General features: G+C 61.2%; 29 protein-coding genes. 11 read left to right on the top strand and 18 right to left on the bottom strand.

Annotated features, from left to right (window positions below; all coding sequences use genetic code 11):
- Positions 1-42 precede the first annotated feature (42 nt).
- Both LPU83_RS52405 and LPU83_RS52400 read left to right on the top strand, forming a co-directional pair.
- Positions 43-930, top strand: coding sequence for a DMT family transporter (locus LPU83_RS52405; protein WP_024317051.1), 888 nt, complete (start codon positions 43-45; stop codon positions 928-930).
- A 136-nt stretch (positions 931-1,066) separates the two neighbouring features.
- Positions 1,067-1,447 carry a DUF427 domain-containing protein gene (locus LPU83_RS52400; RefSeq protein WP_024317050.1) on the top strand — a complete coding sequence of 127 codons (381 nt, stop codon included), beginning with the start codon at positions 1,067-1,069 and terminating at the stop codon, positions 1,445-1,447.
- 240 nt (positions 1,448-1,687) lie between these two features.
- Here LPU83_RS52400 and LPU83_RS52395 read toward each other — a convergent pair whose 3' ends face one another.
- Positions 1,688-2,713, bottom strand: a complete 1,026-nt coding sequence (locus LPU83_RS52395; protein ID WP_024317049.1) for a porin — start codon at positions 2,711-2,713, stop codon at positions 1,688-1,690.
- Between the two features lie 487 nt (positions 2,714-3,200).
- On the opposite strand from LPU83_RS52395, the gene LPU83_RS52390 reads away from it, so the two are divergent.
- Positions 3,201-4,220 carry a LysR substrate-binding domain-containing protein gene (locus tag LPU83_RS52390; RefSeq protein WP_037069890.1) on the top strand — a complete coding sequence of 340 codons (1,020 nt, stop codon included), beginning with the start codon at positions 3,201-3,203 and terminating at the stop codon, positions 4,218-4,220.
- Here LPU83_RS52390 and LPU83_RS52385 read toward each other — a convergent pair.
- Positions 4,208-4,660, bottom strand: a complete 453-nt coding sequence (locus LPU83_RS52385; RefSeq protein WP_024317568.1) for a VOC family protein — start codon at positions 4,658-4,660, stop codon at positions 4,208-4,210. The genes LPU83_RS52390 and LPU83_RS52385 overlap by 13 nt on opposite strands.
- A 207-nt stretch (positions 4,661-4,867) precedes the next feature.
- Between LPU83_RS52385 and LPU83_RS52380 the strand changes: the two genes are divergently transcribed.
- The 4 genes from LPU83_RS52380 to LPU83_RS52365 all read left to right on the top strand — a co-directional run bounded on the left by LPU83_RS52380 (position 4,868) and on the right by LPU83_RS52365 (position 6,648).
- The gene (locus tag LPU83_RS52380; RefSeq protein ID WP_024317567.1) at positions 4,868-5,221 is read left to right on the top strand and encodes a DUF1428 domain-containing protein; all 354 of its coding nucleotides are present in this window, start codon (positions 4,868-4,870) and stop codon (positions 5,219-5,221) included.
- A 78-nt stretch (positions 5,222-5,299) separates the two neighbouring features.
- A complete protein-coding gene (locus LPU83_RS52375) occupies positions 5,300-5,722 on the top strand; it encodes a secondary thiamine-phosphate synthase enzyme YjbQ (protein WP_024317566.1) in 423 nt (140 codons plus the stop codon).
- Between the two features lie 102 nt (positions 5,723-5,824).
- Positions 5,825-6,127, top strand: a complete 303-nt coding sequence (locus tag LPU83_RS52370; RefSeq protein ID WP_024317565.1) for a hypothetical protein — start codon at positions 5,825-5,827, stop codon at positions 6,125-6,127.
- Positions 6,128-6,297: 170 nt separating this feature from the next.
- Positions 6,298-6,648, top strand: coding sequence for a hypothetical protein (locus LPU83_RS52365; protein WP_024317564.1), 351 nt, complete (start codon positions 6,298-6,300; stop codon positions 6,646-6,648).
- A 77-nt stretch (positions 6,649-6,725) separates the two neighbouring features.
- Here LPU83_RS52365 and LPU83_RS52360 read toward each other — a convergent pair whose 3' ends face one another.
- From LPU83_RS52360 to LPU83_RS52350, 3 genes are all read right to left on the bottom strand, one after another.
- The gene (locus LPU83_RS52360) at positions 6,726-7,712 is read right to left on the bottom strand and encodes a DMT family transporter (RefSeq protein ID WP_024317563.1); all 987 of its coding nucleotides are present in this window, start codon (positions 7,710-7,712) and stop codon (positions 6,726-6,728) included.
- Between the two features lie 117 nt (positions 7,713-7,829).
- The gene (locus LPU83_RS52355) at positions 7,830-8,315 is read right to left on the bottom strand and encodes an NUDIX hydrolase (RefSeq protein WP_024317562.1); all 486 of its coding nucleotides are present in this window, start codon (positions 8,313-8,315) and stop codon (positions 7,830-7,832) included.
- A 62-nt stretch (positions 8,316-8,377) separates the two neighbouring features.
- Entirely contained in the window at positions 8,378-8,638 is a 261-nt protein-coding gene (locus tag LPU83_RS52350; RefSeq protein ID WP_024317561.1) for a hypothetical protein, read from the bottom strand.
- 378 nt (positions 8,639-9,016) lie between these two features.
- Here LPU83_RS52350 and LPU83_RS52345 point away from each other — a divergent pair, with 378 nt between their 5' ends.
- Entirely contained in the window at positions 9,017-9,505 is a 489-nt protein-coding gene (locus tag LPU83_RS52345; protein WP_024317560.1) for a GAF domain-containing protein, read from the top strand.
- A 137-nt stretch (positions 9,506-9,642) separates the two neighbouring features.
- Here the strand turns inward: LPU83_RS52345 and cydX are convergent, their stop codons facing one another.
- The 7 genes from cydX to LPU83_RS52310 all read right to left on the bottom strand — a co-directional run bounded on the left by cydX (position 9,643) and on the right by LPU83_RS52310 (position 16,856).
- Positions 9,643-9,753 (bottom strand): cytochrome bd-I oxidase subunit CydX, encoded by a 111-nt coding sequence (cydX, locus tag LPU83_RS52340; RefSeq protein WP_007790147.1) that lies wholly within the window; start codon positions 9,751-9,753, stop codon positions 9,643-9,645.
- A 12-nt stretch (positions 9,754-9,765) separates the two neighbouring features.
- The gene (gene cydB, locus LPU83_RS52335; RefSeq protein ID WP_024317559.1) at positions 9,766-10,920 is read right to left on the bottom strand and encodes a cytochrome d ubiquinol oxidase subunit II; all 1,155 of its coding nucleotides are present in this window, start codon (positions 10,918-10,920) and stop codon (positions 9,766-9,768) included.
- Between the two features lie 6 nt (positions 10,921-10,926).
- Positions 10,927-12,507: a cytochrome ubiquinol oxidase subunit I gene (locus LPU83_RS52330; protein ID WP_024317558.1), complete on the bottom strand. Its 1,581-nt coding sequence runs from the start codon at positions 12,505-12,507 to the stop codon at positions 10,927-10,929.
- A 76-nt stretch (positions 12,508-12,583) separates the two neighbouring features.
- On the bottom strand, positions 12,584-14,272 hold the full coding sequence (cydC, locus tag LPU83_RS52325; RefSeq protein ID WP_024317557.1) for a thiol reductant ABC exporter subunit CydC: 1,689 nt from the start codon (positions 14,270-14,272) through the stop codon (positions 12,584-12,586).
- Positions 14,269-15,969, bottom strand: coding sequence for a thiol reductant ABC exporter subunit CydD (cydD, locus tag LPU83_RS52320; protein WP_024317556.1), 1,701 nt, complete (start codon positions 15,967-15,969; stop codon positions 14,269-14,271). Before cydD ends, cydC begins: the two co-directional genes overlap by 4 nt.
- A gap of 4 nt (positions 15,970-15,973) precedes the next feature.
- Positions 15,974-16,552: a GbsR/MarR family transcriptional regulator gene (locus tag LPU83_RS52315; RefSeq protein WP_024317555.1), complete on the bottom strand. Its 579-nt coding sequence runs from the start codon at positions 16,550-16,552 to the stop codon at positions 15,974-15,976.
- 148 nt (positions 16,553-16,700) lie between these two features.
- On the bottom strand, positions 16,701-16,856 hold the full coding sequence (locus LPU83_RS52310; RefSeq protein ID WP_157997358.1) for a hypothetical protein: 156 nt from the start codon (positions 16,854-16,856) through the stop codon (positions 16,701-16,703).
- Between the two features lie 99 nt (positions 16,857-16,955).
- Here LPU83_RS52310 and LPU83_RS52305 point away from each other — a divergent pair, with 99 nt between their 5' ends.
- Both LPU83_RS52305 and LPU83_RS52300 read left to right on the top strand, forming a co-directional pair.
- Entirely contained in the window at positions 16,956-17,630 is a 675-nt protein-coding gene (locus LPU83_RS52305) for a Crp/Fnr family transcriptional regulator (protein ID WP_225039693.1), read from the top strand.
- Positions 17,631-17,705: 75 nt separating this feature from the next.
- Complete coding sequence (locus LPU83_RS52300; RefSeq protein WP_037069884.1) at positions 17,706-18,866, top strand: aminotransferase; 1,161 nt, start codon at positions 17,706-17,708, stop codon at positions 18,864-18,866.
- A 70-nt stretch (positions 18,867-18,936) separates the two neighbouring features.
- Here the strand turns inward: LPU83_RS52300 and LPU83_RS52295 are convergent, their stop codons facing one another.
- The 6 genes from LPU83_RS52295 to LPU83_RS52270 form a co-directional block, all read right to left on the bottom strand.
- Positions 18,937-20,043, bottom strand: coding sequence for a Gfo/Idh/MocA family protein (locus LPU83_RS52295; RefSeq protein WP_024317552.1), 1,107 nt, complete (start codon positions 20,041-20,043; stop codon positions 18,937-18,939).
- Positions 20,044-20,054: 11 nt separating this feature from the next.
- The gene (locus LPU83_RS52290; protein ID WP_024317551.1) at positions 20,055-20,840 is read right to left on the bottom strand and encodes a ThuA domain-containing protein; all 786 of its coding nucleotides are present in this window, start codon (positions 20,838-20,840) and stop codon (positions 20,055-20,057) included.
- A gap of 71 nt (positions 20,841-20,911) precedes the next feature.
- Positions 20,912-21,940, bottom strand: coding sequence for an ABC transporter ATP-binding protein (locus LPU83_RS52285; protein WP_024317550.1), 1,029 nt, complete (start codon positions 21,938-21,940; stop codon positions 20,912-20,914).
- Between the two features lie 12 nt (positions 21,941-21,952).
- Positions 21,953-22,783: a carbohydrate ABC transporter permease gene (locus tag LPU83_RS52280; RefSeq protein ID WP_037069880.1), complete on the bottom strand. Its 831-nt coding sequence runs from the start codon at positions 22,781-22,783 to the stop codon at positions 21,953-21,955.
- Positions 22,783-23,769 (bottom strand): carbohydrate ABC transporter permease, encoded by a 987-nt coding sequence (locus tag LPU83_RS52275; protein WP_024317548.1) that lies wholly within the window; start codon positions 23,767-23,769, stop codon positions 22,783-22,785. The genes LPU83_RS52280 and LPU83_RS52275 overlap by 1 nt, the downstream gene beginning before the upstream one ends.
- Before the next feature lie 85 nt (positions 23,770-23,854).
- Entirely contained in the window at positions 23,855-25,120 is a 1,266-nt protein-coding gene (locus LPU83_RS52270; RefSeq protein ID WP_024317547.1) for an ABC transporter substrate-binding protein, read from the bottom strand.
- A 314-nt stretch (positions 25,121-25,434) separates the two neighbouring features.
- On the opposite strand from LPU83_RS52270, the gene LPU83_RS52265 reads away from it, so the two are divergent.
- Positions 25,435-26,460: a substrate-binding domain-containing protein gene (locus tag LPU83_RS52265; RefSeq protein WP_024317546.1), complete on the top strand. Its 1,026-nt coding sequence runs from the start codon at positions 25,435-25,437 to the stop codon at positions 26,458-26,460.
- Positions 26,461-26,545 lie beyond the last annotated feature (85 nt).

The following is a 26,545-nucleotide window of genomic DNA, read 5'->3' as shown; positions in this document are numbered from 1 at the left end:
CGTGCGGTTTTCGTCTTTCTTCTGCGCAAACAGGAGAAGACGATGCAGCGACATTTGCAAGGTTACCTCTATCTGACCCTGGCGATGATCACAGTCGGCAGCACGGTCATCGCAAGCCGGGTCATTGCGTCAGGCATGCCGCCACTCACGGCAACAGCTCTGCGCTTCGCCACGGCCTTCCCGTTCTTCGTGCTGTTGATGTGGATGACCCGGACGCGCTTGCCAGGCTTGCCGCCTCGCGACTGGATCATCCTCGTCGTTCAGGCTGGTGCCGGTAGCGTTGGCTACACAACCTTGCTGATCTCGGGCCTGAGGCTGACGACCGCCGCCGACGCGGGCGTCATCATTGGAACGCTGCCGGTCGTCGCCGGGGCGCTTTCCGTCGCGGTTTTGGGCGAGCGACCACATTCATCGATGGTATTGGCGATCGCGCTGGCGGCAGCCGGTGTTCTCTTCATTGCTCTTTCGCCCGACGCAGGGAGTGGATCCCTCCTTGGCAACGCGCTGGTTTTCGGAGCCGTGATCTGCGAAAGCCTGTTCATACTCCTGAACAAGAACCTCAGTTCACCGATCCCGGCGCTGACGCAATCCGCATTGATGACGGGGATCGGCTTCATTGTCGCCATGGTCGCGGCCCTCGTGGTGGAGGGCGTGCCGAGCGCGTTGCCTGCAAGTGCAATGTCGGCGGTGATTTACTACGCACTCGTGCCGACTGTTGCCGGCTTCATTCTCTGGTATGCGGGGGCGGAGCGTGTGAGTGGTGTTGAGGCGTCGCTCTTCACAGCAGTCGCACCGGTCTCAGCGCTGTTGCTGGCCTTCGGGATCCTCGGTGAACCGCTGTCCAAATACCAGATCGGCGGCGTCGGGTGCGTGTTGGCGGCTGTCCTGGGGCTCGGGGCGCTTCAGCGACGGGCGACAATGGCGAGGTAGAACGCGGCCAAGGCACAATACGATGCGCGCAGGTTCGCCACGCGTATGAAGCCAGCGCGATTCCGTTCGTCCGACCGGCCCATGAAATTCGCCACGTCGGTCCCTATATCTGATGTCTGGCCGAAAGGAGCTGTCGATGTCTGCACAACCGATGAAGATACCTGGTCCCGATCATCCAATCACCGTCAGGCCCAATCCGGCGCGCGTCGTCGTAAAGCTCGGCGGTCAGGTCATTGCCGACAGTCGCAACGCGTTGACGCTGAAGGAAGCGTCCTATCCCGCCGTGCAATACATACCGCGCGCTGATGTCAACATGGCGCTCCTGACCCGAAGTGACCACCATACCTCTTGCCCCTATAAGGGGGAGGCCTCGTATTTCAACATCGTTTCGGGTGGTGACACTGCGGGGAACGCGATCTGGACCTATGAAGATCCGTATGCCGCGGTCAGCGAGATCAAGGAGCATCTCGCCTTCTATCCCGATCGGGTGGACTCTATCGAGGAGTTTTCGGGTTAGTGTGGCGCGCCACCGGTGGCGAGTTGAAGCAGCGTTGTTCGATATCGGAACCGTTCTGCCCCATGGCATCTGATTGATCGAGATATCTTGCTGCGGAAGCGTGGCATGCTTGGGAGGAAAAGCAAGGACGGTCCGGCAGGGAAACCGGACCAGTCCCCGTAACTGATCGGAGGTCAAACGGATCAGAAAACGCAATACTGGGCGGCGCCCAAGGTGGATCCAGGGCGCCGGGATTTCGAATTAGAACGCGCGCTGCAGGCGGAAGAAGCCCTTGGTCACTTCGTCGGCGTCGTCCGGGTCTGTGTAGTCGACCGTTGCCTTGGCGTAGAGATTGTCGGCAATCTGATAGTCGACGGTGATGCCGACCTTCCATGCATCGCCCAGACCGTCGAAGGAGTCGCCGTGGAAGGTGTTCAGATCAGGCACATAGTTACCGAAGTACTGGGCGATCGGGGTAATCGTCCACTTGTCGGTAGCCTTGATCGCGTATTCGGCGGCAACCGTCCATTCCGACTGAGAGTAGTAGGAGTTCGGGCCAGACGCATAGACAGCTGCCAGGCCGAGCGTGCCCGGGCCGATATCAGCGAAAAGCATGCCGCGCACAGCACCTTCTTCGTTGTCGGTGTCGTAACCGCCGATAACCTGGTAGCTGATCGCGCCAGCCTTGCCGCCGATGCCGAAGGCAACGCCGACGTTGTTCGGGTTTTCGCCAGTCTTGTAATAGCCGTCTTCAAGCTCGTCTACGCTGATACCGGCGTAGAAATCGCCGTTCTCGTACTGGTAGCGAATGGAGTTGTGCAGCGTCTCGAAGCTGGACAGGACGTCTGGCTCGCCTGAAAGGTCGTCATCCCACCAGCTGTAGAACAGACCAGCGCGCAAACCGGCGATATCAATGTATGCCGAGTCCAAAATGGTGCTGGTCGAAGCGTTGTCGCCGTTGTTACGGAAAACGATCACGCCGGTCAGCGGACCATATTCCGTGTCGCTCTTGGCCGTGAACTGAACCTGGGCGCGTGTGAAGGCGTTCCAGTCCGACGTACCCTTCTCATCCGGGCCGCCGTCAACCTGGAAACGAATGTAACCATTGACCTTGAGGCAGGTTTCGGTGCCCGGGATGTAGAAGTAGCCTGTGCCGTACGCGTCGCAGACGCGGACGTATTCAACCGGCTCGGGTTCAGCTGCGACGATTGCGTCCGCAGCAAAGACCGGCGTAGACGCAGCAGCAAACGCTGCGGCGGAGGTCAACAAAGCCATCCGTATGTTCATTTGAAATCCATTTCCTTTTCGATTGAACCGCCGCCAGGGGAGATGGGGCCGTTCCGGTAGTTTGCCTTTCGGCTGGCGGATCAGCGAACCGCTGAAGCCTTAATTTCATCCTTGATTAAATCTATCAATTCTGCCTGTAACGAAATCCCGGTTTGCGACGGTTCTTTGATGGTTTCTGTTGCTTTTTTGTAACAATATCAAACGCTTAAGCTCGCGATTCCGCAGCGTCGCAGCTGTACGGCGCATCGCCATCGTCATGCTGTTCTCGGCGGGCTCGTAGGAGCGCGTCTAACGCCATCATCGCAACGGCGCCAAAGGAAATCGCACCGCAAGTAGTCCCGCCAAAGGCCAAATTGAAGGGCACGGATTGGAACGCAGTGTTCCAAATTTGGAACGAATTCTCGTTCCATGCGGTTGGCATCACCCCTTAGTAGCGGTAAGCGATAACGATCGCAGGCCTATCGAGCTGACTGAAAGGGGTGCCCCGATGCTGAACGCAGAGGGTGTTTTCCAGGATCTGAACGATTTCGTCTATTTTGCCGCCGTCGTCCGTCACAATGGCTTTTCCGCCGCCGGGCGGGTGCTGAACATGCCGAAATCGAAGCTCAGCCGGCACATAACAGCACTGGAGGCAAGACTAGGCGTCAGGCTACTGGAGCGGACGGTCAATCGATTCCGCGTGACGGACATCGGACGTGCCTTCTACAATCACTGCGAAAACATGCTGCGCGAGGCAGATCGCGCCGCCAAGGCCATCAACGATGCGACCGGTGAACCGCAGGGGCAGATTCGTATAAGCGTGCCTCACGGTTTGCTGGATGGCTCGCTTGGCGCAATGATCCCGGAGTTTCTCAACCGTTACCCCAAGGTTCAGCTGCAGATACTCAGTACGGATCGACGGGTCGACATCATCAACGAGCGCCTCGATCTCGCGGTTCGCGCGCAATTGGCCGAAGAGACGGATTCCGAACTGACGATGCGTGTGCTCAGCAAGGTGGATCTGATCCTTGTGGCGAACCAGAAAGTTGCGCGTTCACTGCCGTCGATCGAAGGCGTCGAATGCCTCGCCGACGCTCCGACGGTGTCTTTTGCCGGGCCGCTGACGGAGTGGCAGGACTGGGATGTCTGGGAGTTCACTGGACCCGATGGCACCCGATACCGGCATCAGCACAAGCCGCGCATGAGCTGCCGCAGCGTCGCGGCCGTGCTGGAAGCGATATACGCCGGGATAGGGGTCGGGCTTCTGCCCGACCATATCTGCGCCGAGGGAATTCGCGATGGCAGGCTCGTGCGCCTTCTGCCCAATCACCAGATGTCCCAGGCGACGATCTACCTGGTCTTCACCGCAACCCGGGGACTGCCGACAGCCGTTCGCGCGCTCGTCGATTTTCTCGTCGAGCGGTTCCGAAGCCTGCGCCTCACCACGCAATGCCAGGAGGCCGAGACACAGGCACAGGCGAAGGATCAGACCCGGCTTGTCGAGATGTCCAGCGCTCAGCCTGCGTAGGCTTCGTCGAGCGCCGCTATATCGATCTTCACCATCTGCATCATCGCAGCCTGCGCACGCATGGCCTTTTCTGCGTCCGGATCGTTGAGATAGCGCATCAGCGCGTCGGGTATGATCTGCCAGGAGACGCCGAACCGGTCCTTCAGCCAGCCGCATTGCTGCGGCTTGCCGCCATCGAGCAACCGTTCCCAGTAATAGTCGACCTCTGCCTGATCCTTGCAACGAACGAAGAATGAGACGGCCTCACTGAACTTGAACTGAGGGCCGCCGTTCAGGCCCATGAACTGCTGGCCTTCCAGGTTGAACGTCGCGGCAAATGCCTTTCCATCCGGGCCTCGCTTCACCTGCGGGTCCCCGGCGTTCTTGAATATCGTCCTATAAAAGCTGATGGCGTCGTCGAGCTGGTTATCGAACCAAAGGCAAGGCGTGATCTTCTGCATCGGTTGTCCTCCTGGCGCTTCATCTGTGGCAAGGACGCCGAAAGAGGAGGAGTGCCGACAACGGTCAGCGAATTATTCCCGATTGGAAGTTCGCGGCAAGTCTCTTGCCTATCGCCGATCCTGCCTAATCTTAATTTGAAGAGGGCTGTCGGTCCAAGCCAACTCCGTTCGTCCTTGGACGTGCTACAACGCAAAAGGGAGAAAACCATGTCCTATGTCGATGGGTTCGTCGTGGCTGTGCCGCAGAAGAACATGGAGGCGTACAAGGCCTTTTCGGCGACCACAGGTGCGATCTGGAAGTCTTACGGTGCGAAAGAGTATGTGGAATGCATCGCCGACGACGTGCCGTATGGGGAACTGACCTCGTTTCCGCGCGCCGTGCAGGCTGCCGACGACGAAGTCGTGGTTTTTTCCTGGATCGTTTATGGCTCACGCCAGGAGCGCGATGACATCATGGTGAAGGTGATGGCAGACCCTCGTCTTCAAGGCGACGAGTGGAAGTCGATCTTCGATGGCAAGCGGATGATTTTCGGTGGGTTCGTTCCCTTTCTGCAGCTTTGAGCAGCGAGGAAGCTGCATTGACATGCGGGCAGCTCAACGCCACGTCTGGTAAAAGAGACGCTTAGCGGAACCGGCGCCATGCCCCAGAAGATCATCAGCGTTTCCACCAGGGGCCAGGGCCTTTACGAGGTTACGGCGGAGGCAGCATCCTTCGTTCGCACCAATGGCGCGGCCGAGGGGCTGCTGACCGTTTTCGTGCGCCACACCTCATGCTCACTGCTTATTCAAGAAAACGCCGACCCGGACGTCCGCACCGATCTCGATGCATTCTTTCGCCGACTGGTGCCTCCCGCGTCCGATCCCTCGATGGGCTGGATCGTTCATACGACCGAGGGACCGGACGATATGCCGGCGCATATCAAGGCTGCGTTGACGCAGGTTTCCATCGGCATTCCGGTTGTCGGGGGACGCCTTGCGCTCGGCACGTGGCAGGGGATTTACCTGTTCGAACACCGCGACCGGCCGCATCGGCGTGAGATCGTGCTGCATCTCGGTGGCTGAACCGGAACTGAACGGTCGGTTCGAAGATCATTCATTTTCAGTGGGTTATCGTCGCCATGATCCCGAATGGGAGATGTAAGCGACGGTTCAGAGGTTCGTATCATGACCCATTTCATCGCCAAGGCTTCGTTTGCCGCCATTATCGCATTGGCCTCGGTTCCGTTCGGCGCACCGACCGCCTCGGCTTCGGAATGGGGACGTGCGCCAGTTGTCGATGTCCAATACCGTCCCGTGTATGCCTGCTCGCCCGTACAAGCTGTCCAGAAGGCACGTTGGACAGGTCTGCGTTACGCGCGCGTCACGACCGTCACGGGCCGGCGTGTGGTCGTTTCCGGCCGCAATTATCGGGGCTGGGACCGGATGGTTTTCGCCAACGTTCGCGGCTGCCCCTTGATCCGCCGCTGATTGGCGTCATCCACAAATGCGCCGTCAGCTTGCCTTGGCCACGCCATTTTCACCCTGCTTTGTGCGAATCGCATATGAATGCGCAGATCCGGAAAGGTTGGACCTGACCTTGCCGGTAAGAGTGTATCGAATGGGGAAGGGCCCTGCCGCACCCCGATGGAGAACTTTCGATGATGCAATTTCTGGCCAAGGCGGGCCTTGCGACGCTGCTCGCCGCCGGCACTGTTGCCGGGGCAGCTGCACCGGCATCCGCTCAGGTAGACGTCTACATTGGCAATGGTCGCCCGCCACCGCCTCCCGGTTACTACCGCCCGCCACCGCCTGACTATGATCGCCCGCAGCGGCGTCAGCGTGGCTGCGACCCTCGGCTCGCAGAAGATATCGCGCGCGACTACGGTTTTCGTCGTACCCGCGTGGTCGACGTCACGCCCCGCCGCGTGATCGTCGAGGGCTGGACGCGCCGTGGCGCCGATGAAATCAGCTTCGGCAATATCCGCGGCTGCCCGGTCCTGCGCCGCTAACGGTCCCGATCACCAGACCCTGAAAACATAGAAGACCGCCTTTGCCAACGTCATTCGACCTCGGCAAAGGCGTTTTTTTAGGCTTGAGAAATCGCGTGTAAGGCCGTTTGAGCTGGTCGCTCCACGTCGCCGGTCTCGTCGGTCGATGTTGCAAGCGGCGCCTGGCTGTCAGCCGAAACGACGGCTCGCGGCAGCGGCGTACCACGCTTCTTTTCACGGGCCAGCGTCAGCAAGCCCGAGCAGATAATGAGAACGATGCCGGCAGCCATCGGAAGGTCGATGGTGTCGTCGAAGATCAGATATCCGAATGCGATCGCCCACAACATCTGGCTGTACTGCGGAGGGGCGACCAGGCTTGCCGGTGCGAGCCGGGCGGCTGTCATCAGCAGCACGTTACCGGCCGCGCCAAGCAGGCCATAGCTTGCGATGAAGAGCCACTGGCGCGGGGTTGGAACAACCACCTCCGACAGCATCAGGATGCCACTGACGGCGAGCGTGCCGAGCAAGGCTGCGCCGTACAGCGACAGGCGCTTTTCGGCCGGCCCCATCTTTCGCATGATGACGATCGAGATTGCTGCAGCCAGGCCGCCGATCGCCGCCGCAAGATGACCGACCGACAACTCGCGGAAGCCCGGACGGAGCACGACCAGAACGCCGACGAAGCCGACGATGACGGCGGCCCAGCGCTGCCAGCGTACGTCTTCCCCGAGAAAGATGACCGACAGAATGGTCACGAACGACGGCAGAAGGAACAGCAGACAGAAGGCCTCAGCCATCGGCAGCTTTGTGAACGTGATGATCGAAGCGATTGCTCCTATGGCGCCGCAGGCGAACCTCAGCAGCCAAAGGGTGCGGTTCGTGCTTCTGACGATATCGACCCAGGTGTCATCTCTGCCCTTGATGAAGGGCAGTGCTGCGCAGCCGAACAGTGCACCGATGAAGGCGATCTGATAGGCCGGCACGCCGCCGTGCAATATCTTGATCGATGCATCGCTGAAGGCAAATACGGCATAGGCGCCGAACGCGACGAGAACACCGCGCAGCGGCGAAGAATGGGCTGTCATGTTTCTAGATTCGTCCGCAGGAGAGTGTTTTGAACTCTTACGGACCGCCGACGGCAACGCGAGAGCTGATTGCGAATAGCTGCTATGCACAATCGCAAGCCCGGCTGTCATCATTGATCAGCTCGCATATGCCTCCAGGGGACTTTGCGACCGCCGTCGACGGAAATCCACGAGCAGGGGGTGCTGACCTTTCAGGATCTTTCGCTCCGCATCCGCCAGCGTGAACCATTCGGCCCGATCCACTTCGGGAAATTCAACCATCACGCCGGAGCGCGGCGGCCACTCCATCTGGAAGCGATTGCTGGCAGTTGCTTTGAGATCGATGTCGGCCTCGACCGCCCAGGCAGCAACGATCTTGCCACCGGGTTGCTTGTACTCCCCGAGATGGTGAAAGCTTCCTTCGACGTCGACGCCCAGCTCTTCGCGGGCTTCACGTCTTGCCGCATCAAGTTCATCTTCGTCCTCGTCGACGAGGCCCTTGGGGATCGACCAGGCGCCGATGTCCTTCTTTGCCCAGTAAGGCCCCCCCGGGTGAACCAGGAGGACCTCGTAGCCACCATCATGGAGGCGGTAAATCAGCAGGCCTGCACTTCGCTTCGCCATATCGACTGCATCCTTCTGCTTACGGGGAAGAGCGCTGGGCGCGGCCCGCCCAGCGCTCTGTCTCAATTCGGCGTCTGGCGAAGAGCCACGCCGTAGTCGCGGTAAACGCTCAGGCAATCGGTATAGCTAAGCGAGCCGTTCTCGCCGTAAATGACATGGGCGCTGGATGCGCTGGTCGCCGCTTCTTCCGATACGAAGAGGATCGCCTCGCCAAGCGATTTTCCCGTGATCGGCTCCTCGGTGCCGTCTTCCTGCATGATGCCTTCAATGATTGCCGCTATCTGGCGGTGGCTAAAGACCGCCCGTCTGTCTTCCGGTGTCATCGTCCTTACCTCTGCTTGAAATCAATGGATCAATCTGCCCAGCCGAAGCGGCTTCATGACTTCTTGCGCAGCCCTGCCGAGATAGCTGCTGCGCTCGTCGGAATGCCCTAACAATGAGGGGCGGCTGCGTTTTACCTGACCGTCGCCCGATATCGCCGTGCGCGCAAACCGCAGCTGCCGGCCGATTTAACTCGCGACCCGCAATAGGTCGCGACAGGGCACTACATAGAGTCGGATCATCGACCGACAAGATGGTTGCTGATCACTATCGCCATCTAGTGACATGATGGTCCATCCTGCTCCTCACGATTGCGTTTGGCAATCGGGATGCGTGCCCCTATATCGACGCTCACCACGCAAACGGAAGCGATAACGGATATGTTTCAGGCCGCGACCATAAATTCCGCCAACAAGGCCGATTTCTACAAAGAGCTTTGCCAGCAGCTGAAGGGGCTGCTGCATGGCGAAAGCGATACGATCGCCAATGCCGCGAATACATCGGCTCTGATGTTCGAAATGATGCCGGATCTGAACTGGGCGGGCTTCTACTTCCTGAAATCGGACAAGGAGCTGGTTCTTGGACCATTCCAGGGCAAGGCCGCGTGCGTTCGAATCGCAGTGGGCCGCGGGGTCTGCGGTACGGCTGTGGAAAAGGGGACTTCGATCCTCGTCGAGGACGTATATGCGTTTCCCGGGCATATCGCCTGTGACGCCGCCTCGCGTTCGGAACTCGTGGTGCCGCTTCAACACAACGGTAAAATCCTTGGCGTCATCGATCTGGACAGCCCGACCGCGTCGCGCTTCGAGGCCGAGGATCAGGCCGGCGTCGAAGCTCTGGCCCGGATTTTCGTCGAGGCCAGCTATTAGCCCCAGCTATTGGCCGGAGCTATTAATCTTTGAGTTCGTGAGCATCAGAATTTCGTAGCTGACGTCTCTCAGGCAAAAAAGGGACGAGCGCCTGCGCAGACCGTCCCTTCGTTGGTTTCAAACAGGACGCCTAAGCGCTACTGCTTTCGCTTCTTGGCTTCGTCGTCCATCAGCTCATACCACATGGCGTTGAGGACGGCGAAGGCGGCGGCCAGCGGCAGGCCGAGGATCCATGCGAAATACCACATCGTCTTTCTCCTTCAGTAAGCGTGGCCGCTCTTGTCGTTGACGGTCTCTTCATCGACCTTGCCCCAGAGGACTTTGTAGACCCAGGCGGTGTAGGCGACGATTATCGGCAGGAAGATCAGCGACACGACAAGCATGACGAACAGCGTGATGTGGCTCGACGAGGCATCCCATACCGTCAGGCTCGACCTCGGGTCGAGTGAGGAGGGCAGGATGAACGGAAACATCGAGAGACCGACGGTCGAGATGATGCCGAAGATCGAGAGCTTGCTGAAGAGCAGGGTAGCGACTTCCCATTTTGCCCGAAGGGCGAGGAAGGCGGCTGCTGCTCCGAGGAAGCCGAGGACCGGCGCAATCAGCATCCACGCGTAGGTGCCATAGTTCGCCAGCCAGGAGCCATCGTGGGTGGCCGTCTTGAGCAGAGGGTTCGACGGGCCGGCCCGATTGATCTCGCTGGTGATGCTGTAGCCACTCACACCAAGCGCCAGGAAGATGCCGCCGAGTGCGAAAAGGACTATGACGGCGAGCGCGGCGAGGCTGCCATAGCGTCTTGCCCGTTCGGCGACCGTGCCGCTTGCTTTCAGGACCAGCCAGGAAGCGCCGTGCATGACGAACATGGCGACCGAGAGCAGGCCACAAAGCAGAGCGTAAGGGTTGAGAAGGCCAAAGAACGAGCCCTCGTAGAAGATGCGCATGTCAGCCGGGTCGAAGCGGAACGGCACGCCTTGCAGCACGTTGCCAACGGCGACGCCGAAGATCAGCGACGGTACGAAACCACCGACGAACAGCGCCCAGTCCCAGTTGTTGCGCCAGCGGGCACTCTCGCGCTTGGAGCGATACTTGAAGCCGACCGGGCGCAGGATGAGCGCAAACAGGATCGCGAACATCGCGAGGTAGAAGCCCGAGAACGACACTGCATAAAGCGGCGGCCAGGCGGCGAAAGTAGCGGCCCCGCCAACGATCAGCCAGACCTGGTTTCCTTCCCAGACAGGGCCGATCGTGTTGATGGCGACGCGGCGCTCGGTATCCGTCTTGGCGACGAAAGGCAACAACGTGCCGACGCCGAGGTCGAAGCCATCCGTGGCGGCAAAGCCGATCAGGAGTACGCCGAGAAGCAGCCACCAGATCAAGCGCAGGATTTCGTAGTCTATCAGTTCGTAAAGGACCATGATGGATTACTCCGCAGCGGGAACGAGGGTTTCGGAAATAAGCTCTGCTTCCGGCTCGTCGTCCGGCTCCGGCCCCTTCTGGATGGCTCTGATCATCAGCGTCATCTCGACGATGATGAGCGTGGTGTAGAGCGCGGCAAAGCCGATGATCGTCAGCAGTACCGTGCTTGCGCCGAGGCTCGACACCGCCATTGCCGTCGGTAGAACGCCTTCGATGACCCACGGCTGACGGCCGATTTCAGCAACGATCCAACCCGATTCGATGGCAATCCAGGGAAGCGGGATCGCGAAGACGGCAATCTTCAGCAGGAGCGGGTACTTGTCCAGATGACGCCGTGCCGAGAGCCAGAAGAAGGTGGCCGTCAAGACAATGAAGAACATGCCGAGCCCGACCATGATGCGGAACGACCAGAAGAGCGTCGGTACATGCGGGATCGTGTCCCGTGCGGCTTGGGTGATCTGCGCGTCGGTGGCCTGGCGCGGATCGTCGACGTAGCGCTTCAGAAGAAGAGCGTAGCCGAGCTGGTGTCCCAGTTCCTCGAACGAGGTGCGGACCTGAGGTGCGATACCGTCCGGCGTTGCCGCGGCGCGGATCTGCATCAGCGCGTCGTAGGCCTTGATACCGTCGCGAATGCGGGCTTCCGCCTGCTGCTCGAGCTTGTCGATACCGGGGATCTCCGTCGTCAGCGAGCGTGTGCCGATCAAACCCATGACCCAGGGAATATGGATGGCAAAATGCGTCTCGCGCGCTTCCTGGTCGGGGAAGCCGAAGGCGGTGAAGGCGGCGGGCGCTGGTTCCGTCTCCCACATCGCCTCGATGGCGGCGAGCTTCATCTTCTGGTTTTCGGTTGCGAGGTAGCCGCTTTCGTCACCGAGGACGACGACCGAAAGCGCCGATGCCAGGCCGAACGATGCCGCAACCGTCATTGAACGCTTGGCGATTTCGAGGTGTCGACCCTTCAGCAGGTACCAGGCTGAGACGCCGAGCACGAAGATCGATGCACAGACATAACCGGCCGATACGGTGTGGACGAATTTCGCCTGGGCGACCGGATTGAAGACCACGTCGAAGAAACTGGTGATTTCCATGCGCATTGTCTGCGGATTGAGCGCCGAGCCGACCGGGTTCTGCATCCAGCCGTTGGCGACGAGGATCCAGAGAGCCGAGAAGTTGGAGCCGAGTGCCACGCACCATGTCGCGACCAGGTGACCGACCTTCGAAAGCTTGTCCCATCCGAAGAAGAACAGGCCGACGAAGGTTGCTTCAAGGAAGAACGCCATCAGCCCTTCGATGGCCAGCGGTGCGCCAAAAATATCGCCGACATAGTAGCTGTAGTAGCTCCAGTTCATGCCAAACTGGAACTCCATGACGATGCCGGTGGCGACCCCGATTGCAAAGTTGATGCCGAAGAGTATGCCCCAGAACTTCGTCATCTGCCGCCAGACCTGGCGGCCCGTCATGACGTAGACGGTTTCCATGATGGCGAGCAGCACGGAGAGCCCGAGCGTCAAAGGCACGAATAAAAAATGGTAAAGTGCAGTCAGCGCAAATTGGAAGCGCGATAGCGCGACGATGTCTAGTTCCATTGTCTTTCTCCCACGGTCCCACGGGGTACGAAGGGTTCCCGCCAAACCGGATTGCCTGGCAGTCATGCGGTGTGGCTCAGTCCGGTCTCAGCCGGTTCAAAGCCTTTTCGAACGCGGCCTCTCCGCGGCGCGAAACGTCTGTGATGCGCCCATCCTCCATGACCGCGATGACGTCCGCGATCGCGGCCTCCCGACGGATATGCGTGGCGATGACGAGCGAGCGTCCCTCCGCTTTCTCCACCAGACGGCTCATGACATCGCGCGCGGTTGCGCCATCGAGGCCTTCCGTCGGCTCATCCAGCAGCCAGAGCGGCGCGTCGCGCAGGAAGAGGCGGGCGAGGGCAAGGCGGCGCGATTGACCGCCCGAGAGCCCCATGCCGCCTTCGCCAAGCGGCGTGTCGAGGCCGCGCGGCAGAGCGACGACGGCGCGCAGGAGACCGGCGGCGGCGAGCGCCCCATGCAGCGCGACGTCGCTCGCACCGGGGCTCGCGAGTTGCAGATTGCCGCGAACGCTATCTTGGAAAAGCTCCGTGCGCTGCGTCAGCAGGGTCGCGTCGACGCATTCGACGGCTCCGTGGCGGGCCTGCATTTCGGCTGCGAGAAGCGAAAGGAGTGTCGATTTGCCGCTACCGCTTGCGCCGATCAATGCGAGTTTTTCGCCGGCCTCTAGATCGAGGTTGATGTCACCTAGCACAGGCATTTCCGCGTCATATCCCGCGGTCACTTCGTTCAGGCGGAACGCCAGACCGGGAGCCGATGCAGCGTTGCGGTGTGCGTCTTCATCTGCCGACAGGCGCGGCGCGATGCGGCGGGCGGCAAGCAGGGTTCGGCCGAGCTCCATCGCACCACGGCGCAGCGCACCGAAGGGCTCGACTGCGGCGAAGATCATCAGCACCCCGAGCGCGGCGACCGGCGGGCTGATCGTGCCCGCTACGCTCAATGCTGCCCCAGCCATTAGCGAACCGCTGAGCAACGCGGTAGCGGTGAGGCCGAAGCCGAATGTGACGCCGGCTTCGACGCGGTTGAGGCGGTCGTCGGCGCAAGCGGCATAGCGGTCGGCATCGGCGATCGCCGCACGCTGCGCATCAAGGCACCCGGCCATCAGCAAGTCCGTCTGGCCGGCGACGAGATCAACGGTGCGCGCGCGAACCGCCTCTATGCCATAGGCACGGCGGCGAGCGTGCTTTGCGGCCCGACGTCCGGCGACGAAGGGAATGCCGAGACCGGCGGCAACCAGCACGATGCCGGCCGCCAGTCCGAAGAGTGGATGCATGAGGCCGAGCGCGATGCTCGCGGCAATCGCCGCGCAGATCGCAACGCCTGCCGGAACCAGCACGCGCAGGTAAAGGGAATCGAGCGCGTCGATGTCGCCCGTCAGGCGGAAGAGCAGGCGGGCGGGCCGGCGTGCAAGCTGCCTGGCGGCACCGGGCACGGACCATCCACGAAACAAGCGTTCGCGCAGAGCGGCGAGCACGCTCAGCGTTGCGTCATGGGTGGTGAGCCGCTCGCCGTAGCGCGAAGCGGCCCGGCCGAGCGCAAGCAGGCGAATGCCGGCCGACGGCATGAAGACGTCGAAGGTGGCGAGCGTTGCTGCCGAAAGCCCGGCGATGCCGGTTGCCGTGATGAACCAGCCGGAGAGGCCGAGCAGGGCAATCCCTGCAGATACCGTGGTCGCCGAAAGTGCTGCCCCGAGGATCAAGCCGCGGCGTCGTTCGGTCAGGAAGAGCTTGACGATCGGCTTGAGGTTGGAAAGCGATGCGCTCATTCGGCGGCCTCCCGTGCGGTTTCGAGATCGAGGGCGATCGTCCGGTCCATGCGCGCGGCAAGCCGCGGGTCATGGGTCGCAACGACAAGCGTGCGTCCCCTTGCAAGAGCAAGCAGGCCCTCGGTGATCTCGCTTGCGGTCTCGGCGTCGAGGTGCGCGGTCGGCTCGTCCGCAAGCACGATGCAGGCGTCCGCATTGCAGGCGGCGCGGGCGATTGCGAGGCGCAGCGCTTCGCCGCCGGAAAGTCCCATGCCGCCATCGCCGAGCGGGCGTCGAGCGTGACTGCGGGCGAAGCGGCCGAGCTTGGCGAGCTCGAGCGCCCTCGCCACGGCCTGCATCGAAACGCCGGGCCGACCGAGAGAAATGTTGCCTGCGATCGTGCCTGCAAATATGTGCGGCTTCTGGCCGACCCAGGCGATCTTGGCCCGGAGGGCGGGGTTGGCTGGCTGTCCGTCGATGGTGATGCTGCCGGTCTCGCACGCAGCCTGGCCGGCAATCAGGGCGAGCAGGGTCGATTTTCCAGAGCCGCTGGCGCCGAGCAGTGCGACATGCTCGCCGGGGCGGATGTTCAGATCGAAGGCGTCGATCGTCATGCCGGTATCCTTGCCGTAGCGGAAGCCGACATTCTGCAGTCGGATGGCGCCAGCTGGCGTGGTTGGCTTGCCTGCGCATGGGTCGGCGTCCTCGGGCAGCATGAGGCCGCCAGTGCTCAGCGCATCGATCGCCTTGATCGCAGCTTCACCGGCGGCGCGGTCATGCCAGACGGCCGAGAGTTCGCGCAGCGGCTCGAAGAAGGCGGGCGCAAGCAGCAGCACGAAGAGGCCGGTCGTCAGGTGGAGCCCGGCTGTCCAGGCGCCAAAGCGGATTTCTCCAAGCAGGGAGAAGCCGATGTAAACGGCGACCAGCGCGACGCCCAGAGCCGCGAAAAGCTCCAGAACGGCCGACGACAGGAAGGCGATCTTCAGCACAGCCATCGTCCGGACCTTCAGCGCGTCGGCGTCGGCTCTCAGCCTCGTCGCGGTCGCGTCGACGGCACCAAGCGCGCGGATGGTGGCCAGCCCGCGCAGCCGGTCGAGGAGGAAACCGTTGAGGCCGCCGGTCGCTGCCAGCTGTTTTTCGCTTGCCGCCTGCGCGCGCCAGCCGATCAATGCCATGAAGACCGGGATCAGCGGCATGGCGATCAAGAGAATGAGGGCGGCAATCCACGAAATCGGGAAGACGCAGGCAAGGATGACCAGCGGTACGGCACTCGCCTTGAAGCGAGCCGGCTGGAAGCGCGAGAGATAGGCAACGATCATCTCGGCCTGCTCGCCGAGAACGCTTGCGGCCTCGCCGGAGCTCGGCTTCGTGCTGTCGATCGGCGAGCGTCGGGCGAGGGCTGCGGCGGCCAGTTCACGCCGCGCTGTCAGCTCGGCGCGCGCGGCGCGAAATGCCATGCGGCCGCCAGCTGCCTCGAGACAGCTTTTCGCTATGCCGAGCAGGGCGATGTAGACGGCGGGCCACAGAACATTGGTGAAGCCGCCGCCATCGGCAATCCGGCCGACTGCAGTGGCGAGAAGTGCCGCCTGTGGGATCCACATGAGCGATGCCAGGGTCTGGATCGCGGCTGTCTTTCGCAACCCACCATGTCCGGGCACGGTTTTTGCCGGCTTGCCGAAAGCCTGCTTTCCTTTTGCGTCTAAGTAAGCACTCCCCATAGCGCTAACTCTTGTTCGCAGGATTGGGCCGGCGGCTGCGGCCGAGCGAAACGACTCGGTCCTTGGCCTCCAACAGCTTCGTCACTTTCGCTCCGAGCGAGAGTAACGTTGCAAGCCGTTCGGTTTCAAGTTGTTTTACGTCCTCGTACCAATGCGTTAGCTGTTCGATCAGCGTGTGCATCTCGCTCATGCGTTCCTGCGCATGACGCTCGGCCTCGCTTGCCGGCCGCTGCATGAGGATTTCCCGCAGCACCGAGAGCGTCGGATCGACCTCGCGCTTTTTGCGCTCCTCGGCCAGCGTGCGCAGGATCAGCCAGACGTCATCTGGCGTCGTGAAGAAGTCGCGCCGGTCGTCGGGTCGGTGCTTCAGCAGGACGAGGTTCCAGGTCTGCAGTTCGCGCAGGCTCATCGACACGTTCGATCGCGAGATGCCGAGGGAATCGGCGATTTCCTCAGCGCAGAGCGGCGAAGGCGACACGTAGAGCAGGGCGTAGATCTGGCCGACCGTGCGGTTGATGCCCCAGCGCGAGCCCATTTCACCAAAGTGCAGAACGAAGGATTGAACAAGCGGCGGAAGGTTCATCTCTGTTTCCGTTATGTCTGTGATTTCAGAAATTTCTGAAACTACTATAACTGGGTCGGCTCTATCGGCAATCGGCAAGTGAGGGCTGCGGCAATTTGGTGTCGCGGTCAGTCATACGAAGGTTCGCCGCGGCAAAACGTGATCTGGATCAAACGGCGACGGAATGTTTCGCCTGTCCCTGATTGAGGTAGCGGTCGAACGTCGCGGCGATCACCCGAACGAAAGGCCGGCCCTTCGGCCTGATGGCGAAGGTGTTGCCGTCGAAGCTCGTCAGCCGATCCGGTGACACTTTGATTTCGATCAAGAAAACGCTGTTCTCCCGCTGTGGCTGTCGTCTATGCTTTTGCGCGGAGCTGATTTGATGCGCAAAGACATACATAATTCAAACATACCAGTCCGTTGCATGAGTTGTGAGGTCCGCCACAAGGGCATATGCGGCGCGCTCAGCGCCGATGAGTTGCAGGCGCTTTCTGCGCATACGCGCCTCGTCAACCACGAAGCCGGCGATGAGCTGGCTGGCGAGAAGATGCCGGCCGAATCCTACGCCACTGTGATCCGTGGCGTCGTGAAGCTCACGAAGACGCTGGAAGACGGACGCCAGCAGATCGTTGGACTGCAATTCGCTCCCGATCTCCTTGGCCGACTGAATGCCGACGAGAATGCCGTGTCGGTGGAGGCGGCATCCGACCTCAACCTCTGTCGCATTCCAAAGGTTGCGCTGGAGCGCATGGTCAAGAGCAACCCCGCGCTTGCCGAACGTCTGATGACGCAAACACTGCGCGAGCTGGATGAAGCGCGCGACTGGATGGTGACGCTGGGGCGCAAGACGGCGGCGGAGAAGGTCGCAAGCTTCTTGCTCCTGATCGCGACGCACCTCGATCCCGAGGCGACCGGCGACCGGCGCCAGTTCGACCTGCCGCTATCGCGGGCGGATATTGCGGACTTCCTCGGGCTGACGATCGAAACCGTTTCCCGTCAGATGTCGAAGCTGAAGGCCGAGGGGATGATCGGGATCGTTGCCAATCGGCATATCAACGTGCCGAAGCTTTCAAAGCTCAAGGCTTTCTGCGGTTCCTGACGCTCGAATGCATGTTGCCGAGGCAGCCGATTTTGTGCAGGAGTGCTGGTCCACCTCGTTCCATAAGAGATACGCATGTCTGCCGAACCCAATCCGCTTGTTTCGCGACTGTCTCCCCCGCCCATCCCGTCCGTCCTCGCTTGGGCTCGTGAATACAAGGGCGCGAAGGGGCCGCTGGTCGACCTTTCGCAGGCGGTGCCCGGCTATCCCGCGCACCCCGATATGCTGCGGCTGTTGGGCGAAGCCGCGTCCTCACCGAAGATGACCGGCTACGGGCCGATCGAGGGCGAGGGCGTGCTGCGGGAAGCCTATACGCGGCACATGTCGGCACTCTACGGCGCCGCGGTGTCGTCAGACAACATCCATATAACCGCCGGCTGCAATCAGGCCTTCATGTCCGTGGCGATTGCGCTTGCCGGTTGCGGCGATACGGTGGCGTTGACCAATCCGTTCTATTTCAATCAGGAAACGACGCTGTCGATGCTCGGCATCAAGCGTGCCCTCGTCGAGTGCGATGCGCAGAATGGTTTCTTGCCAGACGTTCAGTCCGCCGAAAAGGCTCTGGCCGGAGGTGCGAAGGTGCTGGCGATCGTCACGCCGAACAATCCGACCGGCGCGATCTATCCGCCGGCGTTGCTGCGCGACCTGTTGATGTTGTGCCGCAAGCACGGGGCGTGGCTGATCGTCGACGAGACCTATCGCGACTTTCTGCCCGATGGCTACGGCGCGCCGCATCCGCTGCTGACAATTCCGGGCTGGGAAGACACGCTCATCCTGCTTTACAGCTTTTCGAAGTCCTTCTGCATTCCCGGCCATCGCCTCGGGGCGATCACGGCCGGTGCGAGCGTCGTCGCCGAGATTACCAAGGTGATGGACAATATGCAGATCTGCGCTCCGCGCGCTGCGCAGATCGCCGTTGCCGGGGCGATGCCGATCCTCGCCGGTTGGCGTGCAGGCAACCGTCTGGAAATCGCGCGCCGCGCGGATGCGCTCAGGGCCGTAATGGCAGGCTTGCCCGGTTGGGAGATCGGCGCGATCGGCGCCTACTTCGCCTTCATCCGTCATCCCTTTGAACAGCTCGGCTCATCGGCCGTCGCGGAGCGGCTGGCAAAGCAGGCGGGCGTCGTTTGCTTGCCCGGAAGCTATTTCGGAGAAGGGCAGGAGCGTTATCTGAGGCTCGCTTTCGCAAATGCCGATGCGGCTTTGATTGGTCTCCTCGCAGAGCGCCTTCGATAGCAAACCCAAGGCGACAAAGGCCCGCATGAGCGGGCCCTTATTGCTTCTGGCTGGCAGCGCGTCGCTTGCATCAGACCACGACAGTCAGCGGCGGTATCCGCTTGTCTGCTGGGCTATCCTGTTCGGAGGCCTCCAGCAGATTGAGCTCCCGCCGCTCCTTCTCCGACACGATCGCAAGGTCGATGACCTTCTGCAGGTTGGCAGCGTGGCGGAAGGTCGGGTCGTCCTGCTTTCCGGTTCTGACCGCTTCAGCAAAGCGCTGGTAGTTGGTGAGAACCGCTGGCACTTCGATGTCGCGCCAAATGGCGGTCTCGATGTCCTCGCCGAAGCAGCCGCGCAGGTCCGAACCATCGGGACGATGGATCACTTCCAGGCTGCCCTTTTCGCCGTAGATGCGCAGCTTCAGTTCGTTGAGGTGGCCCGTCGCCCAACGGGTGGCGTGAATGACGCCGAGCGCACCGTTGGTGAAATCGACCGACATGGTGAAGCTGTCGTTGGCGTCGAGGAGATATTCGCCGATCTGGCCGCCCGGTGCCTTGTTGAAGGTCTTCAGGCGGGCAAAGACATGGTCGATATCGGTTGCTGCGCCATAGGCGGCGAAGTCGAGGATGTGGATGCCGACATCGCCAAGCACGCCGTTCGAACCGTGACCGGTCGACAGGCGCCATAGCCAGCGCGATTCCGTGCGCCAGTCACCCCAGGCGCGAGAAACCAGCCAGCTCTGCAGGTAGGAGGCTTCGACATGGCGGATCGTGCCGAGCTCGCCGGCCAGCACCATTTCGCGGGCGCGCTGCAGAGGAGCCACATTGCGATAGGTCAGGTTGACCATGTTGACGACGCCCGCAGCTTCCGCGGTCTCCGTCATCTCCAGAGCGTCGGCATAGTTTTCCGCCAGCGGCTTTTCGCAAAACACATGCTTGCCGGCGGCGATCAGCGCCAGACTGGTCGCGTGGTGGATGCGATCCGGCGTGACGTTGGTGGCGGAATCGAATTCGCCCCATGCGATCGCTTCCTCGAGCGTCTGGAAACGCTTCTCGATGTGGAAGTGATCGGCAAATTCGGCGAGGCGGACCAGGTCGGTGTCAACGGCGCCGACAACCTCCACACCATCAATGGCGAGGAAGTTGGCAACCTGGTTTTTGGCCATAACGCCTGTGCCAAGAACGAGTAGACGCATTGCTATGCTCCTCAGCGGTAACCGGCTTCGCCGGCCTGGTGCAGTCTCGGACCGCGCTCGACGATCGGTTCGAGCGCCTTTTCGACCGGAACGTTCGGGGCATCGGTGATGCTCTTGAGATCGCCCTGCGGGTTATAAGCCCATTTCACGCTGTTGATGAGTACCTTCTGGACGTTGGCATCATGATAGGTGGGATAGGTTTCATGGCCGGGGCGGAAGTAGAAGATGTTGCCCGCGCCACGGCGCCAGGTGAGGCCCGAACGGAAGACTTCGCCGCCCTGGAACCAGGAAATGAAGACGGTTTCCAGCGGCTCCGGTACGGAGAACTGCTCGCCGTACATTTCCTCGTTTTCCAGCACGAAATTCTCCTCGATACCGGCTGCGATCGGGTGGCGCGGGTTGATGGTCCAGAGGCGTTCGCGCTCGCCGGCCTCGCGCCACTTCAGCGCGCAGGGCGTGCCCATCAGGCGCTTGAAGATCTTCGAGAAGTGGCCGGAGTGCAGAACGAGAAGGCCCATGCCTTCCCAGACGCGCTTGGCGACACGCTCGACGACGACATCGGATACGGCGCCATGGTCTTTGTGGCCCCACCAGGTGAGGACATCGGTTTCGGCGAGGCGGGCTTCGGTCAGGCCGTGTTCCGGCTCCTGCAGCGTCGCCGTCGTCGCGCTGATACCTGGATCGGTGTTCAGCGCATTGGCGATGGTGGTGTGCATGCCCTCCGGATAGATGCCCCGAACGATGGCATTGGTGGTTTCGTGGATGTTTTCACCCCAGACAATGGTGCGAATAGCCAAGTTACTGCTCCTTCATGCGATGGTGGACCGAAACCGATGGGAAGCGGTCGGATCCTGTGGTTTGATGGGTGTCAGGCCGCGCCTTTGAGGGGCATCCTCTCGAGCGCGCGTCCGGATTGGTCGAACCGGTGAATGCAGCCCTTTACCGGGGCGACGCCCAGTTTCTGGCCGGGTCGGTGGCTCGATACGCCCGTTTCGCGAACGACGAGCGGTTCGGCGATGCCGATGTCGAGATAGACGAAACTGTCCGAGCCGAGGATTTCCGAATGGATGACGGTTCCCGTCCAGGCGGGCGCCTGCTGGACGATCTGCATGTGTTCGGCCCGCACGCCAATGGTGTGGGCGTTGTAGGGTGCCGAGAATTCGCCCGTCAGGAAGTTCATCTTCGGCGAGCCGATGAAACCGGCGACGAAAACGGAATTCGGCGTCTCGTAAAGCTCGAGCGGCGTGCCGACCTGTTCGACGACGCCGTCGCGCAGCACGCAGATGCGGTCGGCCAGCGTCATTGCTTCGACTTGGTCGTGGGTGACGTAGATCATCGTCGTGCCATGCATGCTGCGGTGAAGCTTGGCGATCTCCAGCCGGGTCGCGACACGCAGCGCAGCATCGAGGTTCGACAGCGGTTCGTCGAACAGGAACACCTTCGGGTCGCGGACGATGGCGCGGCCGATCGCCACGCGCTGACGCTGACCGCCCGACAGCTGGCGCGGCAGGCGTTCCAGATAAGGCGAGAGCTGCAGCATGCCGGCTGCCTGTTCGACGCGGGTGTTGCATTCCTCCTTGCTGCGGCCCGATAGCTTCATGCCGAAGGCCATGTTCTCGAACACGGTCATGTGCGGGTAAAGCGCATAGGACTGGAACACCATCGCGATGCCACGCTTGGAAGGGGCAAAGCGGTTAACGGCTTCGCCATCGAAGGACAGCGTGCCCGACGAGATGTCCTCCAACCCCGAGATGAGCCGCAGCAGCGTGGACTTGCCGCAGCCCGAAGGGCCGACGAAGACCATGAATTCGCCCTTGCGGATATCAAGCGAAACGCCCTTGATGACCTCGAGCACACCGAAGCTCTTGCGGATATTATCGAGTCGAATCTGTGCCATATCTTGCTTTCTTCAACCTTTGACGCCGCCGGCTGTCAGGCCGGAAATGATGCGTCGCTGGAATATCAGGACCAGGACAACGACCGGTACCGTGACGATGACGGATGCCGCCATGATGTTGCCCCAAGGAATTTCAAACTGGCTGCCGCCCGAAAGCAGGGCGATGGCAACCGGCACGGTTCTTTGAGCGTCCGACGAGGTGAATGTTAGGGCGAAGAGGAATTCGTTCCAGGCCGTAATGAAGGCAAGCAGGCCTGTGGTGACCAAAGCAGGCCACATCAGCGGCATGAAAACCTGCGTGATGATGACCCAGGGGGAGGCGCCGTCGACGATCGCCGCTTCCTCGATTTCGATCGGCAGATCGCGCATGAAGGTGGTCAGCACCCAGACCGTGAAGGGCAGGGTGAAGATCATGTAGGAGAAGATCAGCGCAAAAGGCGTGTTGAAGATGCCAATCCAGCGGATCAGCTCGAACAGGCCGGCGAGCACGGCGATCTGCGGGAACATCGAGACCGACAGGATCGTCAGCATCAGCAGTGCCCGGCCGCGGAAATTGACGCGGGCAAGCGCATAGGACGCGGTGACGGCGAGCAGCAGCGAGGCTGCGACGACGAGGCAGGCGACGAGCAGAGAATTGCCGAGGCTACGAATGAAGCTGCCTGTGGTCAGGACCGTCGTGTAGTTGGTGAGCGAGATCGAAGTCGGCCAGTAGTTCACCTCGAAAAGGGCCGTGCCAGCTTTGAAGCTCGTCAGGATCGCATAGTAGAACGGGAAGACCGCAACGATGACGATGACGGTGACGAGCAGATAGAAGAGCGTGTTCTTGGTCAGGGTCAGCAACATCAGCGTTCGCTCCCACCGAGCTTGACGCGACCGAGCCACATGTAGAGCACGGTAACCGTTGCGATGATCAGGAAGAGCACGGTTGAAGCGGTTGCCCCGTAGGCGAACTTGTCGAAATCGAACAGGTTTTCACGCGCCATGACAGACATGGTCTTGGTCTGTGCATTGTTCGGCGTCAGCACATAGATGAGGTCGAAGATGCGCATGGCATCCAGCATACGGAAGATCACGGCGACCATGATGGCCGGGCGCACCAGCGGCAGCGTCAGCCGCCAGAAGACGCGGATCGGGTTGATGCCGTCGATCTTGGCCGCCTCGTAGATATCGGCGGGGACCATCTGCAGGCCGGCGAGAATGAGCAGCGCCATGAAGGGCGTCGTCTTCCAGATATCGACGATCAGCACCGCGATCATCGCCGTGTCGGGATTGGCGGTCCAGGCGATCTTCTGGCTGATCAGGCCGAGGCCAAGCAGGATGTCGTTCAAGATGCCGAACTGATCGTTGAGCATCCAGGCCCACATCTTGGCGGAAACGATGGTCGGGATCGCCCAGGGAATGAGAATGGCGGCGCGCACGATGCCGCGGCCTGGAAACTGGGCGTTCAGCACCAAGGCGACGACGAGGCCGAGGACGGTTTCGATGGTCACTGACAGAAACGCGAATTTCATCGTGTTCCAGACGGCGCCCCACCAGGCGGGATCGGCCAGCAGGCCGCTATAGACGGTGCGCCCGCTCTTGAGCGTGATCCAGGAGAGGTAATTCTTGAAGCCGACGAACTGCGCGTCGCCGAGGCTGGTGAGCGATGCGTTCGTGAAGCTGAAATAGATGGTTCTGAAAAGAGGCCATCCGGCAACGACTGCCAGAATGAACAGGGTCGGAGCCAGGAACATCCAGGCAGAGCGGACGCGCTCGGCGTGCAAATCCGACGAGGTGCTGGCGGCGCGCGCTCGCGATCCGACGCTTTGAGACATTGCGGCTTCAGTCATGAGGTCCCCGCTTCTTGAGGCGATTGACGATGGCGTCTTCAGAAGTAAGCAGCGGCGGGGGTTCCGCCGCTGCCGGTACTGTCGATCACCAGTTGTCGCCCTTAAGCGACGTCAGATCGGCTTCGAGAAGCTCGAGGTTTTCTGCGGAAGTACCGTTGCCGGAGAGGGAATTGTGAACGGCGGTCCAGAACTTCGAGGAGACCTCGTTGTACTTGACCTTGGCCGAAGCGGAGGGACGCGGAACGGCGTTCTGGAAGATCGGCTTCCAGTTCGGCATGAATGGCTGCGCGGCAGCGATGTCCTTGTCGTCGTAGAGCGCCTGCAGCGTCGGCAGGTTCGACAGCTCGATGGCGCGCTGCTTCTGGCTTTCCTGGGAGGTCAGGAACTTGACGAGCGCGATCGCGGCGTCCTGGTTCTGCGAATACTTGGAGACCGCAAGGTTCCAGCCGCCGAGCGTCGAGGACGGGGTGTCACCGTCCTTGGCGACGGGAAGCGTTGCCACGTCGAACTTGCCCTTGACGGCGCTGTCTGCGCCATTGCCGAGCGCGTAGGCATAGGGCCAGTTGCGCATGAAGACGGCGTTGCCGGTCTGCCAGACGCCGCGGGACTCTTCTTCCTGATAGGCGAGGACGCCGGGAGGAGAGATCGTTCCGATCCATCCCTTGGCACGGTCGAGCGCGCCTGCAGCCTTCTCGTTGTTGATGGAGATGGTGCCATCCGCTTCGATGATCTGACCGCCGCCCGACGACTTGACCCATTCCAGCGCGTTGCAGGTCAGACCCTCATAGGCGTTGCCCTGGAAGACAAAGCCCCAGAGATCCTTCTGGCCGGCGCCGCGTTCTTTCTCCTGGATTTCCTTGGCGGTTGCCGCCATTTCGTCCCAGGTCTTCGGCGGCTGCTTGCCGTACTTGTCGAGCAGGTCCTTGCGGTAGAACAGCGCCGGTGCATCGGTGTAGAGCGGCATGGCGACGAGGCGGCCGTTCACGGTCTGCGAGGCGATGATCGACGGGAAGAAATCGCCGACGACATCCTTGGCCGCATCCTTCAGGTCGACGAACTGGTCGGCCAGCTGCGGCGCCCAGATCACGTCCGTCTGATAGACGTCGACGTCCTTGTTGCCGGCGGCCAGCCAGAGGCGGTACTGCGAAAACTGCTCGGTCGAGGAGGATGGCATGGTCACGATGCTGACCTTGTTGCCGGTTGCCTTCTCGAAGGCGTCGAGTTGCTTGCGGAACAGCTCCAGGTTCTTGCCGGTGGAGCTGGCGGAAATGCTGATGCTGGCGGCGAAGGACGGCTGTGCGACGCCAATCAACGCGGCAGCAATGGCGACCGCTGTGAAACGAAACTTCATATCTTCCTCCCAAAAGAACCAAACATTGAGAAAATTGAAAACGGTTTGGTTGGAAAAAACTGTCAGAAGGTCGATATTGAGTCAAGCGGGCACTCGTGTCAAAGTCGCACAACCGCAATCACATATTGATAACAAAGAAAAATCATAGGGATGGCGCTGATTTCGGTTGTGGGAAAAGAACAGGATCGCCCGCCGAGGAATATCTAGAATTGAAAACGGTTTGGCTGTTTGCGAACTGCGACGCTTAGGCCATAAGGAAGACAGCACCTGCTGGCGTCCAGCCAGGTAGGCCAGGACGAAAGACACAATGCCGTATGAAGCTTAAAGAGTTCGCGAAGCAGGTGGGATTGTCCCCGACAACCGTCAGTCGGGCGCTGAGCGGCTATCCCGAGGTGAGCGAGACCACACGTGCACGTGTTGCGGAGGCTGCGGTCCGGCTGGGTTACAGCCCGAACGTCAATGCAGTGCGGCTGAAGACCGGTAGGGCCGGGGCGATCGGCGTGGTGATGGGGCGGGCCGGCGAATTCCACTTCGCCGAGTTCATGGCCGGTATGGCGGAGCGACTGGTGGCGGAGGAGACCGATATTCTCGTCATCCCGATGGCGGATCCGAACCATGAAGACGAGATGCAGCTCTATCGACGACTCGTGGAGAGTCGACGCGTGGACGCCATCATCGTGCATTCGCCCAAACCCGACGATGAGCGCATTGCGCTACTCCACGAACTCGGCATGCCGTTTCTTGTGCACGGCCGATCCGCCATCGACGTACCGCATGCCTGGCTCGACATCGACAACGAAGCCGCGATCAAACGAGCAACATCGCATCTGATCGACCTCGGCCATCGGCGTATTGCCATGATCAATGGGCGGCCGGGCGCCACCTACGCCCTTCATCGAGACAGCGGGTTTCGCAAGGCCCTCCAAAGCCACGGTATGGAACCCGATGCGCAGCTGATCGCGAACGGAAACTTCACCGACGAGCTTGGCTTTCGTTTCGCGCGGTCCTTCCTGGAACAACCGAACCCGCCGACTGCCTTTGTGGCGGGATCCATGATGACGGCGCTCGGCGTCTATCGCGCGGTTCGATCGCTGGGGCTGCAGATCGGCAGGGACGTCTCGGTGATCGCCCACGACGACGTTTTTCCGTACCTGACAGCAGACAACATGGTGCCGTCGCTTTCGGCGACGCGGTCTTCGATGCGTGCAGCCGGATCGCGTTGCGCCGATCTTGTCTTGCAGCTGCTGTCGGGGCGGTCCCCGCTGGAGATCCACGAATTGTGGCCTGTCGAACTCATCCTGCGGGAATCGACCGGGCCGGCGAGGCCGTCCAAGCCCTGATCCTCCTCGTTTCGGCGCAAGGGGCTCCGCACGGCTGAGCCGCCCGGGACGCTGTAGCGGGTAGAATATCGCGCGTTTCCGCGAA

It is taken from the genome of Rhizobium favelukesii (assembly GCF_000577275.2).
Taxonomy (GTDB): Bacteria; Pseudomonadota; Alphaproteobacteria; order Rhizobiales; family Rhizobiaceae; genus Rhizobium; species Rhizobium favelukesii.
The sequence above is the reverse complement of the archived record's forward strand: the minus strand, read 5'-3'. Positions and strand labels throughout refer to the sequence as shown.

Bases quoted from the DNA above. Each gene is read 5' to 3' on its own strand.
- LPU83_RS52305 (WP_225039693.1), top strand. From the start codon at position 16,956: ATGAGTTGTGAGGTCCGCCACAAGGGCATATGCGGCGCGCTCAGCGCC.
- LPU83_RS52345 (WP_024317560.1), top strand. From the start codon at position 9,017: ATGTTTCAGGCCGCGACCATAAATTCCGCCAACAAGGCCGATTTCTAC.
- LPU83_RS52380 (WP_024317567.1), top strand. From the start codon at position 4,868: ATGTCCTATGTCGATGGGTTCGTCGTGGCTGTGCCGCAGAAGAACATG.
- LPU83_RS52280 (WP_037069880.1), bottom strand. From the start codon at position 22,783: ATGTTGCTGACCCTGACCAAGAACACGCTCTTCTATCTGCTCGTCACC.
- LPU83_RS52365 (WP_024317564.1), top strand. From the start codon at position 6,298: ATGATGCAATTTCTGGCCAAGGCGGGCCTTGCGACGCTGCTCGCCGCC.
- LPU83_RS52370 (WP_024317565.1), top strand. From the start codon at position 5,825: ATGACCCATTTCATCGCCAAGGCTTCGTTTGCCGCCATTATCGCATTG.
- LPU83_RS52375 (WP_024317566.1), top strand. From the start codon at position 5,300: ATGCCCCAGAAGATCATCAGCGTTTCCACCAGGGGCCAGGGCCTTTAC.
- LPU83_RS52355 (WP_024317562.1), bottom strand. From the start codon at position 8,315: ATGGCGAAGCGAAGTGCAGGCCTGCTGATTTACCGCCTCCATGATGGT.
- cydD (WP_024317556.1), bottom strand. From the start codon at position 15,969: ATGGGGAGTGCTTACTTAGACGCAAAAGGAAAGCAGGCTTTCGGCAAG.
- LPU83_RS52390 (WP_037069890.1), top strand. From the start codon at position 3,201: ATGCTGAACGCAGAGGGTGTTTTCCAGGATCTGAACGATTTCGTCTAT.
- LPU83_RS52300 (WP_037069884.1), top strand. From the start codon at position 17,706: ATGTCTGCCGAACCCAATCCGCTTGTTTCGCGACTGTCTCCCCCGCCC.
- cydC (WP_024317557.1), bottom strand. From the start codon at position 14,272: ATGAGCGCATCGCTTTCCAACCTCAAGCCGATCGTCAAGCTCTTCCTG.
- LPU83_RS52400 (WP_024317050.1), top strand. From the start codon at position 1,067: ATGTCTGCACAACCGATGAAGATACCTGGTCCCGATCATCCAATCACC.
- LPU83_RS52315 (WP_024317555.1), bottom strand. From the start codon at position 16,552: ATGAACCTTCCGCCGCTTGTTCAATCCTTCGTTCTGCACTTTGGTGAA.
- LPU83_RS52265 (WP_024317546.1), top strand. From the start codon at position 25,435: ATGAAGCTTAAAGAGTTCGCGAAGCAGGTGGGATTGTCCCCGACAACC.
- LPU83_RS52270 (WP_024317547.1), bottom strand. From the start codon at position 25,120: ATGAAGTTTCGTTTCACAGCGGTCGCCATTGCTGCCGCGTTGATTGGC.
- cydB (WP_024317559.1), bottom strand. From the start codon at position 10,920: ATGGTCCTTTACGAACTGATAGACTACGAAATCCTGCGCTTGATCTGG.
- LPU83_RS52350 (WP_024317561.1), bottom strand. From the start codon at position 8,638: ATGACACCGGAAGACAGACGGGCGGTCTTTAGCCACCGCCAGATAGCG.
- LPU83_RS52360 (WP_024317563.1), bottom strand. From the start codon at position 7,712: ATGACAGCCCATTCTTCGCCGCTGCGCGGTGTTCTCGTCGCGTTCGGC.
- LPU83_RS52385 (WP_024317568.1), bottom strand. From the start codon at position 4,660: ATGCAGAAGATCACGCCTTGCCTTTGGTTCGATAACCAGCTCGACGAC.
- LPU83_RS52405 (WP_024317051.1), top strand. From the start codon at position 43: ATGCAGCGACATTTGCAAGGTTACCTCTATCTGACCCTGGCGATGATC.
- LPU83_RS52275 (WP_024317548.1), bottom strand. From the start codon at position 23,769: ATGACTGAAGCCGCAATGTCTCAAAGCGTCGGATCGCGAGCGCGCGCC.
- LPU83_RS52395 (WP_024317049.1), bottom strand. From the start codon at position 2,713: ATGAACATACGGATGGCTTTGTTGACCTCCGCCGCAGCGTTTGCTGCT.
- LPU83_RS52285 (WP_024317550.1), bottom strand. From the start codon at position 21,940: ATGGCACAGATTCGACTCGATAATATCCGCAAGAGCTTCGGTGTGCTC.
- LPU83_RS52295 (WP_024317552.1), bottom strand. From the start codon at position 20,043: ATGCGTCTACTCGTTCTTGGCACAGGCGTTATGGCCAAAAACCAGGTT.
- LPU83_RS52330 (WP_024317558.1), bottom strand. From the start codon at position 12,507: ATGGAACTAGACATCGTCGCGCTATCGCGCTTCCAATTTGCGCTGACT.
- cydX (WP_007790147.1), bottom strand. From the start codon at position 9,753: ATGTGGTATTTCGCATGGATCCTCGGCCTGCCGCTGGCCGCCGCCTTC.